Genomic DNA, 17,219 nt, shown 5'->3' on the forward strand with positions numbered 1-17,219 from the left:
GGGCTAGTATGAGGTTGACCGGAAAACAAACGTGGGTATTTCAAAATGATATATATGTGAATGCAACGGGTACTGCTGTCGGTCCGAAAGAAGCTGAGGGCCCTCTTGGAAAAGATTTTGATATTTCATACGATGACTTGCATTGTGGAGAGGAAAATTGGGAGCTCGCCGAACGAAGATTAATGTCAGACTCAATTCAACAAGCAGTGCAAAAAGGGAATATAAAAACATCGCAAATTGATTTCTTTTTAGCGGGAGATTTATTAAATCAAACAGTGACAGCAAATTATGTTGCGCGTAAGTGGGGCATTCCTTTTTTAGGAATGTTTAGCGCTTGTGCGACGTCTATGGAGACTTTAGCAGTTGGCTCAGCTTTTATAGACGGTGGATTTGCAAATCGTGTCTTAGCTACAGTAAGTAGTCATAATGCAACGGCTGAAAGACAATTTCGCTATCCAACAGAGTATGGTGGGCAAAAGCCAGGGACAGCAAATTCAACTGTGACTGGTGCAGGATCTATATTAATTAGCAATGAAAAAAGTGCGATTAAAATTACGGCGGCTACAATCGGAAAAGTGCAAGATTTAGGAATCACAAATCCTTTGGATATGGGGGCAGCGATGGCTCCAGCAGCAGCTCATACAATTCAACAGCATTTTGAAGATTTAAGAAGAAGTGCCGATGATTATGATTTAATTGTTACGGGTGATTTATCAGCTGTTGGGACGCCGATTGCAAAACAACTTTTACTTGAGGAAGGTTACGATCTTGGGCATATATACAATGATTGCGGATTGATGATTTATGAATCAAGTCAAGAAGAAGTGTTTGCAGGTGGTAGTGGTTGCGCTTGTTCAGCAGTTGTCACATATGGCCATTTATTACACGAGATGCAAAAAGGGAATTTACAACGAATTTTTGTCGTTGCCACTGGCGCATTATTAAGCCCGATGATGATGCAACAGAAAGAAACGATTCCAACAATTGCACATGGTGTCGTATTTGAAAGAGTTAAAGGAGAGTGAATTGTGGATTTTATATATGCATTTCTTGTAGGTGGAGCTATTTGTGTAATTGGGCAACTATTGTTAGATTTCGCAAAGTTAACACCAGCTCATTTAATGGCAACTTTTGTAGTCATCGGAGCAATTTTAGATGGATTTGGATTGTACGATAAACTAATAAAGTTTGCAGGTGCTGGAGCAACAGTCCCTATTACAAGTTTTGGACATTCACTATTGCACGGAGCAATGCATGCAGCAGAAAAACATGGATATTTAGGAATTGGTATTGGCATGTTTAGTTTAACGTCTGCGGGCATTTCCGCAGCGATATTGTTTTCGTTTTTTATAGCACTTATATGTAAACCGAAAGGATAAATCAAATGAGACGAAGGGTTGTTTTGGTCACAGATGGAGATGAATATGCAAAGCGGACAATTGAGCTTTTAACAAAGGAATTTGGGGGAAGGTGTATTTCAGCATCACAAAGTAATCCAACCAAATTGACAGGGAAAAAAGTTGTTGAGCTTATTATGCAAACGCCATATGACCCTGTATTTGTCATGTTTGATGACAGTGGATTTATTGGAGAAGGATCTGGTGAGAAGGCTTTAAAATATGTGGCTACCCATAAACAAATTGATGTGCTCGGAATTTTAGCAGTAGCGTCTAATACGCATCATTGGGAATGGGCACGTGTAGATGTAAGTGTAGATCGGAATGGGAATTTAACCGAATACGGTGTTGATAAATTTGGACTTCCAGATGGTGAAATTGGCAGGATTAGTGGAGATACAATATATTGCTTAGACGATTTAAATGTTCCTGTCATTGTTGGAGTTGGTGATATTGGTAAAATGTGCGGGAATGATGAATGGGAGAGAGGGTCACCTATTACTAGAAAAGCGATTCAATTAATTTTGGAAAGGAGTGGTTTTTATGACGAAGCCTAAAAAGGTGGATATCCCTATATCAACTTTCATAAGTGACAATGAAAATTATTTAAAGCAGACAGTTGGACTAGGCGTTACATACGATGTTGGCATTCGTAAATTTCAAATTTTGAATAAAGAAATTGGTGTGTTATTTGTAAACGGACTTTGTGATACAAATTATATTATCCCTATTTTAGAAGAAGCGGTGGATACAAATGAGATAAGGGATGTAGAAGAAGATACAGTGAAGCTTTTAGAGAATCGCTTAATCCATCAACAAGTAAGCAAAGTGAAAACGATGGATGAGGTAATGCTCCAAGTATTATCAGGACTCATTGTGATATTTGTGGAAGGTGAAACGGAAGCGTTCGCGATCGATGTTCGTAGTTATCCAGGGCGAACACCGACAGAACCAGATACCGAAAAGGTAGTACGCGGTGCGAGGGATGGGTTTGTTGAAAATATCGTTGTAAATACAGCATTAATTCGTAGAAGAATTCGAGATCCACGTCTTCGAAATGAAATTATTCGAGTAGGAGATAGATCACAAACGGATATTTGTATTACATACGTTCAAGATGTTGCAAATCCAGACTTAGTAAAGATTATAAAACAAGAATTAAATAACATCGATGTAGATGGAATTACGATGGCGGATAAAACAGTAGAAGAATTTGTTGTAAAGCAAAGCTATAACCCATTCCCACTTATTCGATATACAGAAAGGCCAGATGTAGCAGCAAATCATCTACTAGAAGGGCATGTGTTAGTGCTCGTTGACACATCACCAAGTGCTATGATTACACCGACAACATATTTTCATCATTTACAGCATGCGGAAGAATTTAGACAAAATCCAGCTGTCGGTACATTTTTACGCTGGGTGCGCTTTTTAGGTGTTATATTCTCGTTATTTTTATTACCATTTTGGCTAGTGTTTGTATTTGATCCAACTCTTTTGCCAGCAAATCTTGCTTTTATTGGACCGACTAAGATGACGCATTTACCAATTTTATTACAGGTGTTAATGGCAGAGGTCGGACTTGAGTTTTTAAGGATGGCAGCCATTCATACTCCAACGCCGTTATCGTCTGCAGCAGGGTTGATTTCCGCTATATTAATTGGTCAAATTGCAATTGATGTAGGTTTGTTTGTGCCAGAAGTAATTTTGTATGTAGCGGTTTCGATGATTGGTGCATATGCAACACCGAGTTATGAATTAGGATTAGGGAATAAGGTTGGGAAATTGTTTGTTATTATTTTAACAGGTCTCTTCCATGAGATGGGATTTGTAATTGGTATGACGATATTAATTTTATTTTTAACGTCTATAAAAAGTTTACAAACACCTTATTTATGGCCGTTTTTACCATTTGATTGGGGCGCGTTAACAAAAATTTTACTCCGTCCAACAATGTCTAGTTTAAAAGTACGACCAAGTATTGTAAGACCTCAAAATGTAAAAAGACAAAAATAAACGGGATTATACACCCGTTTATTTTTTTTAGCAAAAATTTATTGTTTTTTAACAAAAATCACACATTTTTTGTGTACACTTAGAGTAGATATTGTGTATGGAAGGGGAAGAGGACATGATTAAATTATTTGTAAGTGATTTAGATGACACGCTCGTTTACGATGTGAATCATATGCAAAAAGAAGATGAACGTGCGCTGTGTTGGTTAGCTGAGAAAGGGACAAATATTTGTTTTGCCTCTGGCCGCTTTACACATAGAATTGATGAAGTTGTAAAAAGGTTTTCATTCCCATATTACACAACAGGCTTAAATGGAGCGACAATGTTACTTCCGGATGGGGATTTATTCCATGAATCGAGTTTTGAAAATACGGTTGCCCAGGAAATATATCGATATATACATAAAAAAGGACTAGCGGATATTGTTTGTGCAAATGAGCAGCGATATACAAAAAGGAAAAATGAACAACACCATAATTTTGAAGCGTATATGGGTGTGCATATCGCTGAAATTGAAGCGTTAGAAGAAAAGTTTGGTAAGACTGTGCACCCTGCAAAATTGTTTGTTTTTGGAGAAGAAGAGAAAATTGTGACGTTAGATCAAGAGCTACGAGATACGTTTCAAGGCGAAGCGGAAGTTTTTATATCAGGTAAACGCTATGTTGATATTATGCCAAGAGGCGTGAGTAAGGGTAGTGCTCTAAAGCGACTAATGGACCATTTGCAAATTGAAGCAAATGAAGTTGCTTGTATTGGAGATTCTTTCAATGATATTTCTATGTTTGAAGTAACCCCGCATTCATTTACTCTTCATCATGCCCATCCATATGTAAAGGAGAAAGCAAATCATATAGTGCGTTCGGTTGAAGAGGCTGTTATGAAATTACCGTTACTTGTATAAAAAAGAAGCCCGTCACTGGCGGGCTTCTTTTTTACTTGAATAAAGATTTAACAAAATCAATGATACTTGAGAAGAAATCTTTCACTTTATCTAGAAAACTTTGTCCTTCTTCAGATCCTAAAAAGGCAGAAACGTGTTCTTTTGCTTTGTTTAATTGACTACCAACTTGATTCCAATCGATATTAAGATTTTTCATTTTATCAAATAACGATACTAAGTTATCTAACTGTTCATCTGTTAATGTAATGCCTAATTGATCAGCAATTTTTTTAATTAATGAACGTAAATCTTCTGTTGTTTTTGGCTGTTCTTTTGCAATTTCTTCTTTAATTTTTGCAACAAGTTGAACTGCTTTTTCTTCACCAATTTTATCACCAAGCTGGGCTGTTTGTACCATTTCTTCATTCGCTACTTTTTTAACTTCTTCAGGAATTTGTTTATTGGACGCAGTTTCATATGCTTTCATTAATCCAGTTAAAGCTGCAGTTCCTGAAACTTTAAAAGGTGCGTTAATTTGAATTTCTGCATCTTTTACACCTGCTGTAATCAAAGCGTTAGTGTACATTGCATCTGTTACCCAGTTAATGTTCTTTGATCGTACAATAAGACCAGATCCTGGTTTAGTGTATGTAATCATAGAAGAAGAAATTGCTCTCGTACCAATTTGTGCTTTTGGAACAATGCCTTCTAGAAATTTATGTTCTTCCGCATTAGATACAGTAATAATTGTAGCATCTTTCGGTGCTTTCATTTCTTTTAACAGATCTTGTTTTTGTTGTTCGGATAAGTTCTCTCCTAGTGTAACAATTGATTCTCCCTCGATGATGTCTGCAAATGAAGCTGTTGGCATCATAAATACCGTTACAGCTAATAGCAGAGCTAATAATTTCGTTCTCACGAAAAATCGCTCCCTTTCTCTTTCTAAAATTTTCGGGCAACAAAGTTATTATAGTATATATTTCTTATTTGTCACCTAGCTTTTTCCACATTTCAAAAAAGAAGTATCTAGATTGTCGGATTCTTTTTGTTTCTAGTCATGAATGTGGTAATATAGTGCTGAGATAGTTGAAAGGAGACATATACATATGAAAACTTTAGGATACATATTAATGGAAAACGGTGAAAAAATCGACTTGGAATTTTTCCCAGAAGAAGCACCGAAAACAGTAGAAAACTTTAAAAAATTAGCAGAGCAAGGATTTTATGATGGTGTTACATTCCACCGTGTTATTCCTGGCTTCGTAAGCCAAGGTGGAGACCCAACAGGTACAGGTGCAGGTGGCCCAGGTTACTCTATTCCATGTGAAACTGATGGAAACCCTCATAGACACCTTGTCGGATCACTTTCTATGGCTCATGCTGGCCGTAACACAGGCGGTAGCCAATTCTTTGTTGTTCATGAGCCACAGCCACATTTAGATGGCGTTCATACTGTATTTGGTAAAGCAACAAGCGGTATTGAAACAGTATTAAAAATGCGTCAAGGCGATGTAATGAAAGAAGTTAAAGTTTGGGAAGAATAAGGTAAGGGAAAAGAGAGCTTTTGCTCTCTTTTTTTACTTTTAAATGGGACGGGGTACTTCTTCTGCAGCTCATCATACAAGTAGTATTGTTGCTAAAATATATTGCTTGTGAGAACAAACCTTTAACAAATTACATAGAATACATTACATTATATGTTTCAATAAATATTTTTTGTTATATTAATTTTGCTAGAAGTGTGCTGCTTTAGGGTAACTATTAATGAAGTGATATTGAATGATATGTTTCTTTCCATTCCATATAAAATTTTCTTTTTTTAACTCTATTTATTAAAGGAATAGTGCTGAAACATAGATTTGACTTTCTTCTTTTCGCTTTGTATGATTATCAAGTTGTTTTAGGCTCTTCTCACTCTGTTGAAAATATTGTAAAATGAATATGATATGAAAAGAGTGATTGAGGGGATTACTAGTTTGTAACTTTTGTAAGAAGGGATAAGGGTTATGTTAATTCGTTTTAAAAAAAGTTATGAAAAAATTGCAATGGGGCTTCTTTCGTTTATGCCAACTGAAAAAGATGTGAAAACATTACAATTGACAATGAAAGAATATGAAGCAAAAGATGATTGGCAATTGTATTTGTGGAAAGAGAATGAAGATTTTGTTGGAATAATGGGGATTGTAAAAAAAGAGAATCAAGTATTAGAAATTCAGCATTTGAGTGTCAACCCATCTCACCGTCATGTAGGGATTGGGACAAAGATGGTTCAAGAGTTAAAGAGTAAATTTCTTGAGTTTACAATTTGCGGAAATGAGCAAACAGCAAGTTTTTGCGAAAAATGTAAAGGGCTAGAACAAAATATACATTCGTGAAAGCAGGGATAAGTAGTTTATTATCTCTGCTTTCTTTTTTGTAATTGTTCATTTCGTTCAGTAATGACTTCTGTGCGATCACGCATAGTATGCTTGTTTATAATATATTCACTTGGGATAGCATTCAAATCTTTCCAAGGGAGGTTTTGTTTTTGACATAACTCTGTGCACTGCTTCTCTAACGATGGATCTGATAAGGGTAAAAATAAAGGTACAAAACGTTCTTTTTTATGGATAGATTGCAATCTTTCATTGAGCAAGGAAAGAAGTTGTACTTGATTAATTCCTAAACGTTGTAAAGACACACCGCTTTTTTCTAAAATTGTGATTGCGCTTTTCATCATTTTTGTAGAACCATTCCAGTTATCACGTCTTTGGTGGTATAAAGAAACTGCAATTTGAATGAGACCAACTAAGTAATGATCACGATTTCCTCGTGGTTTTGTCTTCCAGTACTCTTCTAGTATTTCGTGGCATTCAAAATAGTCGTAATCTCCTTGGAAATGAATTAAAAATTGTATGTATTCGGTAGGATACATGTTTTCTCGCCCCTATCTAACGGTTATACATATAAGTGTATCATAGAAATATGAACAATAAACGACTAGGAGATTTCCCCCTAGCCGTTATTGTTCATATTAGCAGAAGCAAGCTGCTCCTACAATAATTAGTAAAATAAACAGTACAACAAGTAATGCGAACCCACCGCTAAAACCACAATCAACGTGACCCATAGTTTTTTGACCTCCTACATTGTTCTTACTACACTGTTATCATATGAAGTGGTGGGCATGATGACATAGGCATCGGTCTATTTTTAATTAAATTTCTTAAAAAGGTTGGATAGAACATGAGTATGCTCTATACTTATGTTGTTATAGAAAAAATGTGGTGGGATGCTTTGTGCAATATAATTTTAAAGTAGAGGCTTTTGAAGGGCCTTTAGATCTATTGTTACATTTAATACATCGTTATGAAATTGATATATATAATATTCCTGTAGCAGATATTACAGAGCAATATTTATCTTATGTGCATACGATGAAAGAACTTCAATTAGATGTTGCAAGTGAGTATTTAGTAATGGCCGCAACGTTATTACAAATTAAAAGTAAAATGTTGTTGCCGAAACATGAAGAAGATGTACTTGATAACGGTGATGATTTTATAGATGATCCTCGTCAAGAATTGATGGAGAGGTTAATTGAATATAAGAAATATAAGCAAGTTGCTACTGAGTTAAAAGAAAGAGAACAAGAAAGAGCACAGCTATATACACGTCCACCAATTGACTTTACATCGTTGCAACAAGAAGAGGAGACAAGCTTGCCTCTTGATGTTACGTTATATGATATGCTAGCGGCATTTCAAAAATTAATGCGCCGTAAAAAGGCAAAAAAACCTGTAACAACACGTATTACTCGTCAAGAAATACCAATTGAACAGCGAATGACTGATATTTTAAAGCAGTTAAAAATAAAGGGTGGTCGCCAAAGTTTTTATGATTTATTTGTTGATGATGAACGTGAAATAATGGTCGTAACATTTTTAGCAGTTCTGGAACTTATGAAAAATCAACAAATCATAATTGAGCAAGAACATAATTTTGATGAAATTTTCGTATCAAGCTCTAATAAATCTGCATAGGGCAAGTATGTGAAATTGGGATAAAAACACTTTATCTCATGCTATGTTTTAATGTATCGTTTGGAACAAGAGAAAAAATATTGAACCGAACGCATTGATTGTGATTCGGTTTTTTGATGTGTATTTTTATGGGAAAATAGAAGGAAGGAGCTCGTGAAATGGATAGGAAAGAACAAAAGTCAATTATTGAAGGCCTTTTATTTGTTTCTGGTGATGAAGGGATTTATCCAGAACAAATAGCGAAAGTTCTTGAAATTGAAATGAATGAAGTAATGAATATTTTAGAAGAAATGCAACAAGAATGTGAAGGTGCAAACCGTGGTTTGCAAATTGTACAGTATGCAAAAGTATATCGTTTTGCTACAAAGAAAGAACATGCTTCATATTATCAAAAACTAATAGATACACCAACAGCTGCTTCGCTCTCACAAGCTGCCCTTGAAACGTTAGCGATTGTTGCATATCGTCAACCAATCACAAGGACTGAAATGGAAGAGATTAGAGGAGTTAAAACCGATAAGGCGTTACAAACGTTGGTTTCCCATTTACTTATAAAAGAAATGGGAAGGGCGGAAGGACCAGGGCGTCCTATTTTATACGGAACAACAAAAGAATTTTTGGACACATTTGGATTGAAAACATTAGATGATTTACCCCCGCTTTCTGAAGAGAATGAACAAATGAATGAAGCAGATTTATTCTTCGGTTCCTTACAAGAGATATCGAAATAAAAGCTTAGCATTTTGCTAAGCTTTTTTTGTATATCAATTATTTACAGTGCCATACTAAATGAAAAAAGGAGACGAGTTATGAGAGGTATGCGGATTATTCTATTATTAGTTTCTGTTTTATTATGTTTTTCTTTAAATAGCGCATCAGCTAAAAGGTATATGATGTCCATTCATACTACGTCTCCTTTACATATGCATCGGCAACATCTTAGTAAAATGAAAGTGAGCTTTTTAAAAGTGGGGCAAGGTGATGCAACACTTATCATAATGCCAAACGGACAAACAATGTTAATTGATGGAGGACCTTATGAAGCAGGAGAGGTTATTATTCAGAAATTAATTGAGAAAGGGATTAATCATTTAGATGTAATTGTCAGTACGCATCCCGATATGGATCATATAGGGGGGCTAATTCCAATTGTAGAGCAAATGCCGGTATCGCTTATATTAGATAGCGGAAAAACATATAGTTCTCTTACTTATCATACATATCGGAATAATATTAAAAAAAGAGGGATACCTTTCGTTTCAGTAAAGGAAGGGCAATATATACCGCTGGATCCACATGTTTCTATACAAGTATTAAACAATGGGAAATCAAAAGATGAAAATAATGAATCCTCAATTGTTTTGAAGGTACGATATGGAAAAGCGGATTTTTTATTAATGGGTGACGCGGATGTACGGACAGAACATGAAATATTAAAACAATTTGATGTACATGCAGATGTTTTAAAAGTGGGGCATCACGGCTCGTATACTTCAACAAGTGAAACGTTTATAAAAAAAGTGGAACCGCAGTTTGCTATTCTGTCTTATGGGAGTAGTAATCCGTATGGACATCCTCACCAAAGTGTAGTAAAACGCTTAAAAAGGCACGGTATAATGGTATATAGAACGAATAAACGTACAGTAGAAATAGAAACAGATGGTGAACATGTTATGTTAGAGTCTAGTGGGTTAATGCCATTGTTGAAGTGACTTCTATATTAGGGGTGGATACTGTCCCTTTTTGGAAAAATGAATACTATATATTATAATTATAATGGACGTAAGAAATTTCCTTTTTTGTTGAATAAAAAGGAAATTTCATTAGAATGTATAGACAACTACTCGTGCATATATTAAGATGGAACTAGGCGAATAAGGTAATAATAACAAGTAGGTATTTCATGGGAAAGGATCGATGAAAATGAAAACGCAAATTGTCATCAATGCCAAAATTTACACAGGTCAAGAAATAGTGGAAAACGGATTTATTCGTTACGCAGAAACCATTAAAGAAATTGGTTTGATGGCTCAATATGTACCACAAGAAAATGAAACTGTTTTTGATGCTACAGGGAAGATTGTAATTCCAGGTATGATCGATGTTCATATTCATGGTGGATACGATATTGATGCGATGGATGCAAATAGCGATGGGTTAGTAACTCTAGGTAAAGAAATGTTAAAAGAAGGGGTTACAACTTACTTCCCAACAACAATGACACAAGCTCCAGAGGCAATTGAAGCAGCGCTAACTGCTGCGAAAGAAGCAAAAGAAAAAGGAGCACATTTCGAATATATTCACTTAGAAGGACCTTATGTTTCAAAGAAACGTGCAGGTGCACAACCACTTGAACATATCGTTCCTGCAAATATTGAGCAATTTAAACAATGGCAAGAAGCAAGTGGGAATTTAATTAAATTAGTAACATATGCACCAGAAGAAGAGGGAGCATTAGAGTTTGAACAATATCTTACTGAAACTGGTGTAGTTGGCACAATGGGGCATACAGATGCAATTGATGCGCAACTAAAAAATAGAAAGATTACACATGCGACACATTTATACAATCAAATGCGTGGATTACATCACCGTGAGCCAGGAGTTGTTGGTCATGTGTTATTAAATCCAGATGTAATGGTTGAAGTAATTACAGATGGTATTCATATTCACCCTGATATGGTGAAATTAGCATATAAGTTAAAAGGACCGAAAAAAGTAAGTGTTATTACTGACGCAATGCGCGCAAAAGGTCTTGAAGATGGATTATATGAGCTTGGCGGACAGCCGGTACATGTAAAAGATGGTAGTGCTCGATTAGAAGATGGAACGTTAGCTGGTAGTATTCTAAAAATGGATCAAGCTTTCCGAAATGTAATTGAATTTACAGGTTGTTCAATCGAAGATGCAGTACTGATGACATCAGTTAACCAAGCAGAAGAGTTTGGATTAAATAATAAAGGTGCATTAGCGGTAGGAAAAGATGCAGACTTTGTTGTGATGAATGAAGATTTACATGTATATGATACGGTTCGTTTAGGAATTCATATGAAGGAAGGGAAGTAATTAAATGAATATTCTTGTTGTAAAAACTCCAGAAGAACTAGCAGAAGTAGGTTATAAATTAATTGAAGAAGTTGTAAAAACAAAAGAAAATCCAACATTAGGAATGGCTACAGGAAGCTCTCCATTAGGTATTTATGCAGAAATGCGAAAAAATAAACTTGATACAAGCCGTGTAACCACTGTAAACTTAGATGAGTACGTAAATTTACCACATGAAGATAAAAACAGCTATCACTATTTCATGCAAGAACAGTTGTTTGATCATCTTCCATTTAAACAAACTTATGTACCAAACGGGATGGCAAGTGATTTAGAGGAAGAATGCAAACGTTACGAGGGCATTCTAGCTGCTAACCCAGTTGACCTACAGATTCTTGGAATCGGTGAAAACGGTCACATCGGATTTAACGAGCCAGGAACACCGTTTAATTCTCCAACGAACATTGTTGAATTAACAGAATCTACACGCCAAGCAAACCTTCGCTTCTTCGAAAAAGAAGAAGATGTGCCAACTCATGCGATTACAATGGGAATTGGAAGCATTATGAAAGCGAAACAAGTTCTACTTGTAGCTATGGGTGCTAAAAAGGCAGAAGCTGTTAAAGAATTATTGCAAGGTGAATATAGTGAAGAGTGTCCGGCTACAGTTTTACAACGTCATCCGAATGTAACCGTAATCGCAGATCAAGAAGCTCTATCTTTATGCAGTGAGGCGATTGCTGATGAACATCGACAAGTATTCACCATTTCCGATCTATTATCAGATTCAAGAGTGGGTGAAACAGCTAATTGAGGACGGCGAATGGAAGCCGGGAGATAAAATCCCATCTGAGAATGAACTTTGTGATAAGTTCGAAGTGAGTCGTATGACAATCAGACAGGCGATTAATAATTTAGTGGAACAAGGCTATTTATATCGGAAGCGTGGAATTGGAACATTTGTCCAACTTCCGAAAGTGGAACAAAAATTGCAAGGAATGACGGGATTCACAGAAGACATGATTTCTCGTGGGATGAACCCAAGTAGTCAATTACTTAGTTTCCGCCTAGTTCCAGCTACTGCTAAAATAGCAGACCGGTTGAGAATACAGGAGGGGGAATCGGTTTATGAAGTGAGGCGTATTCGCTTAGCTGATGATGAACCGATTGCTTTTGAGACGACATATTTGTCGCCAGCTCTTGTAAAAGATATTAACGAAGAGATATTGCAACAATCTTTATATGAACATTTAGAGAAAAAACTGGGCTTTAAACTTGTTAGCGCTACTCAGTCAATTGAAGCTTCTGTTGCAACGGAAAATGAAGCTGAACATCTGCATATTCCTAAAAAGGCGCCTGTACTTGTAATGCGTCAATGGTCATATTCAGAAGGTGAGATACCGCTAGAGTACGTGAAATGTATTTATCGTGGAGATCGTTATAAATTTATTACGAATATTGCACGTAACAAATAGTATATTTCAGTTTGTGAAGTACAGTGGAAATGAAAATGGATAACATGTAAAGAAATAAAAATACGACTCATCCTTATAAGGAATGAGTCGTATTTTTATTATGAGCAATTACGTGGTTAACAGCATCTTTGACGTGATTTACTACATAGTGAGCGTGTTTTTTCACTGCATCATCGGCTTGCGACATAGCAAAACTGTGAGGAGTTAAAGAAAACATAGGAATATCATTGTAAGAATCCCCTATACAAGCAATTTCCTCAGGTTTTATTTGAAACTCATTTAATAAAACAGAAATGGCAGAGCCTTTACTAACATTCGGTGGCATTACATCTAAACATTGTTCTGCTGAGATGAAAGTACTAACTTTCCCGTGGAATTTTTCATCAATTTTTTTCTGAAGGAGTTGTAAGCTCTCCTTTGTTCCACCGACAGAAATTTTATTTGGGAAAATTGTATCATCAATCTTCTGTAGTAAGTTTGGTTCTTCAACAGAAGTCATTGTTACTTGTTGTTCAAGTTCTTGAATAAAAGGTGTTTTCTCTTCAATGTAATAATTATGCTCATCACTTACATAACGGAAATAAGGATTTTCATTCGTCATAGCTAACAAATCGGGAAGTATGCTGGAATCAAAAGTTGCAGATAATAGTTGTTTATTTTCATGTGTATATACAAAAACACCATTTACACTAATACGATGAAAATTTGTATTTACAGCTTTCATTAAGTCTGCAATTTCATTATCAAGTCTTCCGGAAGCGAAGCAAAGAATAACATTTTGCTCGGCGAGGCTGCGTAGTGCCGCAACATCTTGCTCATCAATAAGACCTCCGTGTTGCATCATTGTACCATCGATATCACTTACAAACATTTTAATCATGTTGTTATCTCCTTTCTATGTACAGTTGCTCTTACATTATACGCATCATATATAAACATGTCTAAAAAATGAATTTTTATTAAATGGCAGATGTTTTACATTGACGACAAAGAAGAATATTCTGTAACATAAAAGTAGGCTATTTAAGTACGAGGGTGGTGTTATATGAATAATTATCTAGAAATTAAAAAAGTTTTAAATAATAATGTCATCATTGCTAGCCATCCTGAACACGAGGAAGTAGTAGTGATTGGTAAAGGAATTGGATTTGGGAAAAAAGCGAAAGATGTATTGGAGCAAGAACAAATCGAAAAAATGTTTGTCTTAAAAAATGAACGTGATCGTGAACAATATAAATTATTAGTGCCGCATGTTAGTGAAAAATTAATTGAATTGATGAACGATATTATGCTGTACATTCAAGAAAAAGCAAAATCTCCACTAAATGAACATATTCATATTGCGTTAACAGATCATATTTCATTTGCAATTAAAAGGTTAAAACAAGGACTTACAATTGATAATCCTTTTTTAGTTGAAACAAAAATGCTCTATCCAGAGGAATATGAAATTGCTGAAGGTGTTGTAGAACTTTTAAATTCTCGTTTGCAAATTACATTGCCAGAAGGAGAAATTGGTTTTATTGCACTTCACATTTACAGTTCGCTTACAAATTCTGATTTATCTTCAGTTAATCAAAACTCCCGTCTCATTGCACAACTTGTATCTTTAATTGAGACAAACTTACAAATTACATTAGATCAAGAGAGCATTCATTATTTACGCCTTATTCGTCATCTTCAATATGCTATTGAGAGGGTGAAAAAAGGAGAAAAAGTAGAGGAATCGCAAAGTTTTGCTGATTTATTAAAGGCGGAGTATCCAGTTTGCTATAACGTGGCTTGGAAGCTAGTTAAGGTCATGCAAAAAGAGTTGCAACTACCTGTATATGAAGCTGAAAGTATTTATTTAACGATGCACTTGCAACGCTTAGTAAAGGCAGAGCATGTGTAAAAAGTCATATATTTTTGTCTAAAATGAAAACGTTAAAAAAAATGATTGAATCGCTTACAATAGTTATGTATAATAACTATTGCAAAGTTATACAAATTTCGACAAACAGATTAAGCAGAGTAACGAAAACGTTTGCCTTAATTATAGTGAACTTATACGTAAACCTATTTTTGACACGTGTTACTGATTCGATCAGGCATGAGTGGAGAAAAGTAAGGAATGTAAGCTAGAGAAAGGGATATACTACCCTTTGTATAGCTATCGTTCTATCTTTTTTTCCTCATGTCTTTTTGGCGTTTGTCGGAAGGTATCAATATAGATAAGAGAGGAAGGGTTTCCATGTTTAAGAAGATCTTTGGTGTTCTTCAAAAAGTCGGAAAAGCGTTAATGCTTCCAGTAGCGATTTTACCGGCGGCAGGTATTTTACTTGGATTTGGTAATGCATTTCAAAATCCACAGTTAACAAATGTTATTCCTGCTTTAAAAGCAGATTGGTTCGTAATGGTTGCAAAAATTATGGAACAATCTGGTGATATTATTTTCGCTAACCTTGCATTATTATTTGCAGTTGGGGTAGCAATTGGTTTAGCTGGTGGAGACGGAGTAGCTGGTTTAGCAGCATTCGTCGGCTACTTAATTATGAACAAAACGATGAGTGTGTTCTTAGAAGTAGATAAGCTAGTGAAAGTAACAAGTTCTGGAGCAGACCCAGTAAAAATTGGATTTGCAGATCCAGCGTATGCAAACGTATTAGGTATTCCGACGCTACAAACAGGGGTATTTGGTGGTATTATCGTCGGTATAGTAGCGGCATATTGCTATAATAAATACTTCAACATTGAATTACCATCATACTTAGGTTTCTTTGCAGGTAAGCGTTTCGTACCGATCGCAACTGCAACATTCTCTTTAATAGTAGGTATTATCATGTGCTTCGTTTGGCCATACATTCAAGGTGGCTTAAACACGTTCTCACATCAAATGATTGATGCGAATAGAACAATCGCAGCATTTATATTCGGTTTAATTGAACGTTCATTAATTCCATTTGGACTACACCACATTTTTTATTCACCGTTCTGGTTCGAATTCGGTCAGTATACAAATGCAGCTGGCGAATTAATCCGTGGTGACCAAAAAATCTTTATGGCACAGTTAAAAGACGGTGTAGAATTAACGGCAGGTACATTTACAACTGGTAAGTATCCGTTCATGATGTTCGGTCTTCCAGCAGCAGCTTTAGCAATGTATCATGAAGCACGTCCAGAAAATAAAAAATTAGCAGCAGGTATTTTAGGTTCTGCAGCATTAACATCTTTCTTAACAGGTATTACAGAGCCACTTGAATTTTCATTCTTATTCGTAGCGCCAGTATTATTCGGAATTCATGCTGTATTTGCTGGTCTATCATTTATGACAATGCAAATTTTAGGTGTTAAAATTGGTATGACATTCTCTGGTGGTTTAATTGACTTCCTATTATTCGGTGTATTACCAGGCCGTACAGCATGGTGGTGGGTAATTATTGTTGGTCTTGTACTAGCAGTTATTTACTACTTCGGATTCCGCTTTGCAATCCGTAAATGGAATCTAAAAACACCTGGTCGTGAAGAGGCAAATGCGAATGACGGTGCAGGAAAAGCAGAAGCAGGCGAACTTCCTCGTGAAGTATTAGTAGCACTTGGTGGTAAAGAAAACATTGCTTCTTTAGATGCTTGTATTACTCGTTTACGTGTTCAAGTTAACGAACAAAAGAATGTAAACAAAGACCGCTTAAAAGAACTTGGAGCAGCTGGTGTACTTGAAGTTGGAAATAACATTCAAGCTATTTTCGGACCGAAATCTGACACGTTAAAATCACAAATTCATGATATTATGTCAGGTCGTACACCTCATGTTGAAAAAGAAGAACCTGTAAAAGTGGAAGAAACTCCTCAAAAAGTTGATGAAAATGAAACAATTGTATCACCAATTGAAGGGAAAATATTACCAATTACAGAAGTACCTGACCAAGTATTCTCAGGAAAAATGATGGGAGATGGATTTGCAATTGAGCCAACTGAAGGAACAGTAGTTTCTCCAGTTAACGGTGAGATCGTTAATGTATTCCCTACAAAACATGCGATTGGTATTCAATCTGAAGGCGGAAAAGAAATTTTGATCCACTTCGGTATTGATACTGTAAAATTAAATGGTGAAGGTTTTGAAGCGCTTGTAGCACAAGGCGACAAGGTGAAACAAGGCCAACCATTATTAAAAGTAGATCTTGCATTTGTAAAAGAAAATGCACCATCTATCATTACACCAATTGTCTTTACAAACTTACAACAAGGGCAACAAGTCGAATTGAAAAAAGATGGAAATGTTAAGAAGGGCGAAACCGCTATTATTGACATTCAGTAGGAATTTGACGCAAAATGTTTATAATTATAATAGGCGATGTGGTTGACCGAACATCGCCTATTATATACAATAGATGATGTAGTACTC

19 protein-coding genes are annotated in these 17,219 nt (G+C 35.8%); 15 read left to right on the forward strand and 4 right to left on the reverse strand.

Annotated elements, in window-relative coordinates:
• Positions 1-8: 8 nt before the first annotated feature.
• From spoVAD to ASE54_RS06155, 5 genes are all read left to right on the forward strand, one after another.
• Positions 9-1,025 carry a stage V sporulation protein AD gene (gene spoVAD / locus ASE54_RS06135; protein WP_001241139.1) on the forward strand — a complete coding sequence of 339 codons (1,017 nt, stop codon included), beginning with the start codon at positions 9-11 and terminating at the stop codon, positions 1,023-1,025.
• 3 nt (positions 1,026-1,028) lie between these two features.
• On the forward strand, positions 1,029-1,379 hold the full coding sequence (spoVAE, locus tag ASE54_RS06140) for a stage V sporulation protein AE (RefSeq protein WP_000345907.1): 351 nt from the start codon (positions 1,029-1,031) through the stop codon (positions 1,377-1,379).
• Positions 1,380-1,384: 5 nt separating this feature from the next.
• Positions 1,385-1,954, forward strand: coding sequence for a stage V sporulation protein AE (locus ASE54_RS06145; protein WP_001254416.1), 570 nt, complete (start codon positions 1,385-1,387; stop codon positions 1,952-1,954).
• Positions 1,941-3,413, forward strand: a complete 1,473-nt coding sequence (spoVAF, locus tag ASE54_RS06150; RefSeq protein ID WP_000165593.1) for a spore germination protein SpoVAF — start codon at positions 1,941-1,943, stop codon at positions 3,411-3,413. The genes ASE54_RS06145 and spoVAF overlap by 14 nt, the downstream gene beginning before the upstream one ends.
• A gap of 97 nt (positions 3,414-3,510) precedes the next feature.
• A complete protein-coding gene (locus ASE54_RS06155) occupies positions 3,511-4,314 on the forward strand; it encodes a Cof-type HAD-IIB family hydrolase (protein WP_003309883.1) in 804 nt (267 codons plus the stop codon).
• A gap of 31 nt (positions 4,315-4,345) precedes the next feature.
• Here the strand turns inward: ASE54_RS06155 and ASE54_RS06160 are convergent, their stop codons facing one another.
• Positions 4,346-5,212: a DUF1002 domain-containing protein gene (locus ASE54_RS06160; RefSeq protein WP_001259343.1), complete on the reverse strand. Its 867-nt coding sequence runs from the start codon at positions 5,210-5,212 to the stop codon at positions 4,346-4,348.
• Positions 5,213-5,399: 187 nt separating this feature from the next.
• On the opposite strand from ASE54_RS06160, the gene ASE54_RS06165 reads away from it, so the two are divergent.
• Both ASE54_RS06165 and ribT read left to right on the forward strand, forming a co-directional pair.
• Complete coding sequence (locus tag ASE54_RS06165) at positions 5,400-5,837, forward strand: peptidylprolyl isomerase (RefSeq protein WP_000853784.1); 438 nt, start codon at positions 5,400-5,402, stop codon at positions 5,835-5,837.
• A gap of 462 nt (positions 5,838-6,299) precedes the next feature.
• Positions 6,300-6,668 carry a GNAT family N-acetyltransferase RibT gene (ribT, locus tag ASE54_RS06170; RefSeq protein WP_000908401.1) on the forward strand — a complete coding sequence of 123 codons (369 nt, stop codon included), beginning with the start codon at positions 6,300-6,302 and terminating at the stop codon, positions 6,666-6,668.
• Between the two features lie 20 nt (positions 6,669-6,688).
• Here ribT and ASE54_RS06175 read toward each other — a convergent pair whose 3' ends face one another.
• Together ASE54_RS06175 and ASE54_RS33740 are read right to left on the reverse strand one after the other, a co-directional pair.
• Positions 6,689-7,207, reverse strand: coding sequence for a DUF309 domain-containing protein (locus ASE54_RS06175; protein ID WP_000283612.1), 519 nt, complete (start codon positions 7,205-7,207; stop codon positions 6,689-6,691).
• Between the two features lie 99 nt (positions 7,208-7,306).
• Positions 7,307-7,402: a YjcZ family sporulation protein gene (locus ASE54_RS33740; RefSeq protein ID WP_000510194.1), complete on the reverse strand. Its 96-nt coding sequence runs from the start codon at positions 7,400-7,402 to the stop codon at positions 7,307-7,309.
• Between the two features lie 169 nt (positions 7,403-7,571).
• Here ASE54_RS33740 and scpA point away from each other — a divergent pair, with 169 nt between their 5' ends.
• The 6 genes from scpA (at position 7,572) to ASE54_RS06205 (ending at position 12,835) form a co-directional block, all read left to right on the forward strand.
• Positions 7,572-8,315, forward strand: coding sequence for a segregation/condensation protein A (scpA, locus tag ASE54_RS06180; RefSeq protein ID WP_001199753.1), 744 nt, complete (start codon positions 7,572-7,574; stop codon positions 8,313-8,315).
• 158 nt (positions 8,316-8,473) lie between these two features.
• Positions 8,474-9,046, forward strand: a complete 573-nt coding sequence (gene scpB / locus ASE54_RS06185) for a segregation/condensation protein ScpB (protein WP_000375173.1) — start codon at positions 8,474-8,476, stop codon at positions 9,044-9,046.
• Positions 9,047-9,124: 78 nt separating this feature from the next.
• The gene (locus ASE54_RS06190; RefSeq protein ID WP_001214828.1) at positions 9,125-10,027 is read left to right on the forward strand and encodes a ComEC/Rec2 family competence protein; all 903 of its coding nucleotides are present in this window, start codon (positions 9,125-9,127) and stop codon (positions 10,025-10,027) included.
• A 211-nt stretch (positions 10,028-10,238) separates the two neighbouring features.
• A complete protein-coding gene (gene nagA, locus ASE54_RS06195) occupies positions 10,239-11,381 on the forward strand; it encodes an N-acetylglucosamine-6-phosphate deacetylase (RefSeq protein WP_002082222.1) in 1,143 nt (380 codons plus the stop codon).
• Positions 11,382-11,385: 4 nt separating this feature from the next.
• Entirely contained in the window at positions 11,386-12,174 is a 789-nt protein-coding gene (gene nagB / locus ASE54_RS06200; RefSeq protein WP_001024215.1) for a glucosamine-6-phosphate deaminase, read from the forward strand.
• Positions 12,104-12,835, forward strand: coding sequence for a GntR family transcriptional regulator (locus ASE54_RS06205; RefSeq protein WP_014894892.1), 732 nt, complete (start codon positions 12,104-12,106; stop codon positions 12,833-12,835). The genes nagB and ASE54_RS06205 overlap by 71 nt, the downstream gene beginning before the upstream one ends.
• A gap of 73 nt (positions 12,836-12,908) precedes the next feature.
• On the opposite strand, the gene ASE54_RS06210 is transcribed toward ASE54_RS06205, so the two are convergent.
• On the reverse strand, positions 12,909-13,715 hold the full coding sequence (locus tag ASE54_RS06210; protein ID WP_000594250.1) for a Cof-type HAD-IIB family hydrolase: 807 nt from the start codon (positions 13,713-13,715) through the stop codon (positions 12,909-12,911).
• A gap of 165 nt (positions 13,716-13,880) precedes the next feature.
• On the opposite strand from ASE54_RS06210, the gene glcT reads away from it, so the two are divergent.
• A complete protein-coding gene (gene glcT, locus ASE54_RS06215) occupies positions 13,881-14,729 on the forward strand; it encodes a ptsGHI operon transcription antiterminator GlcT (protein ID WP_001067323.1) in 849 nt (282 codons plus the stop codon).
• Between the two features lie 339 nt (positions 14,730-15,068).
• Positions 15,069-17,132: a PTS glucose transporter subunit IIABC gene (gene ptsG / locus ASE54_RS06220; protein WP_000473176.1), complete on the forward strand. Its 2,064-nt coding sequence runs from the start codon at positions 15,069-15,071 to the stop codon at positions 17,130-17,132.
• Positions 17,133-17,219 lie beyond the last annotated feature (87 nt).

Origin of the sequence: Bacillus sp. Root131, assembly GCF_001429475.1 — a bacterium.
Lineage (GTDB): Bacteria > Bacillota > Bacilli > Bacillales > Bacillaceae_G > Bacillus_A > Bacillus_A thuringiensis_S.

What these genes read in the sequence shown, in the direction of transcription:
- ASE54_RS06165 (WP_000853784.1), top strand. Translation starts at nt 5,400, where the DNA reads ATGAAAACTTTAGGATACATATTAATGGAAAACGGTGAAAAAATCGAC.
- ASE54_RS06155 (WP_003309883.1), top strand. Translation starts at nt 3,511, where the DNA reads ATGGAAGGGGAAGAGGACATGATTAAATTATTTGTAAGTGATTTAGAT.
- ASE54_RS06190 (WP_001214828.1), top strand. Translation starts at nt 9,125, where the DNA reads ATGAGAGGTATGCGGATTATTCTATTATTAGTTTCTGTTTTATTATGT.
- ASE54_RS06175 (WP_000283612.1), bottom strand. Translation starts at nt 7,207, where the DNA reads ATGTATCCTACCGAATACATACAATTTTTAATTCATTTCCAAGGAGAT.
- ribT (WP_000908401.1), top strand. Translation starts at nt 6,300, where the DNA reads ATGTTAATTCGTTTTAAAAAAAGTTATGAAAAAATTGCAATGGGGCTT.
- ASE54_RS33740 (WP_000510194.1), bottom strand. Translation starts at nt 7,402, where the DNA reads ATGGGTCACGTTGATTGTGGTTTTAGCGGTGGGTTCGCATTACTTGTT.
- nagA (WP_002082222.1), top strand. Translation starts at nt 10,239, where the DNA reads ATGAAAACGCAAATTGTCATCAATGCCAAAATTTACACAGGTCAAGAA.
- glcT (WP_001067323.1), top strand. Translation starts at nt 13,881, where the DNA reads ATGAATAATTATCTAGAAATTAAAAAAGTTTTAAATAATAATGTCATC.
- scpB (WP_000375173.1), top strand. Translation starts at nt 8,474, where the DNA reads ATGGATAGGAAAGAACAAAAGTCAATTATTGAAGGCCTTTTATTTGTT.
- ptsG (WP_000473176.1), top strand. Translation starts at nt 15,069, where the DNA reads ATGTTTAAGAAGATCTTTGGTGTTCTTCAAAAAGTCGGAAAAGCGTTA.
- spoVAF (WP_000165593.1), top strand. Translation starts at nt 1,941, where the DNA reads ATGACGAAGCCTAAAAAGGTGGATATCCCTATATCAACTTTCATAAGT.
- spoVAD (WP_001241139.1), top strand. Translation starts at nt 9, where the DNA reads ATGAGGTTGACCGGAAAACAAACGTGGGTATTTCAAAATGATATATAT.
- ASE54_RS06145 (WP_001254416.1), top strand. Translation starts at nt 1,385, where the DNA reads ATGAGACGAAGGGTTGTTTTGGTCACAGATGGAGATGAATATGCAAAG.
- nagB (WP_001024215.1), top strand. Translation starts at nt 11,386, where the DNA reads ATGAATATTCTTGTTGTAAAAACTCCAGAAGAACTAGCAGAAGTAGGT.
- ASE54_RS06210 (WP_000594250.1), bottom strand. Translation starts at nt 13,715, where the DNA reads ATGATTAAAATGTTTGTAAGTGATATCGATGGTACAATGATGCAACAC.
- ASE54_RS06205 (WP_014894892.1), top strand. Translation starts at nt 12,104, where the DNA reads ATGAACATCGACAAGTATTCACCATTTCCGATCTATTATCAGATTCAA.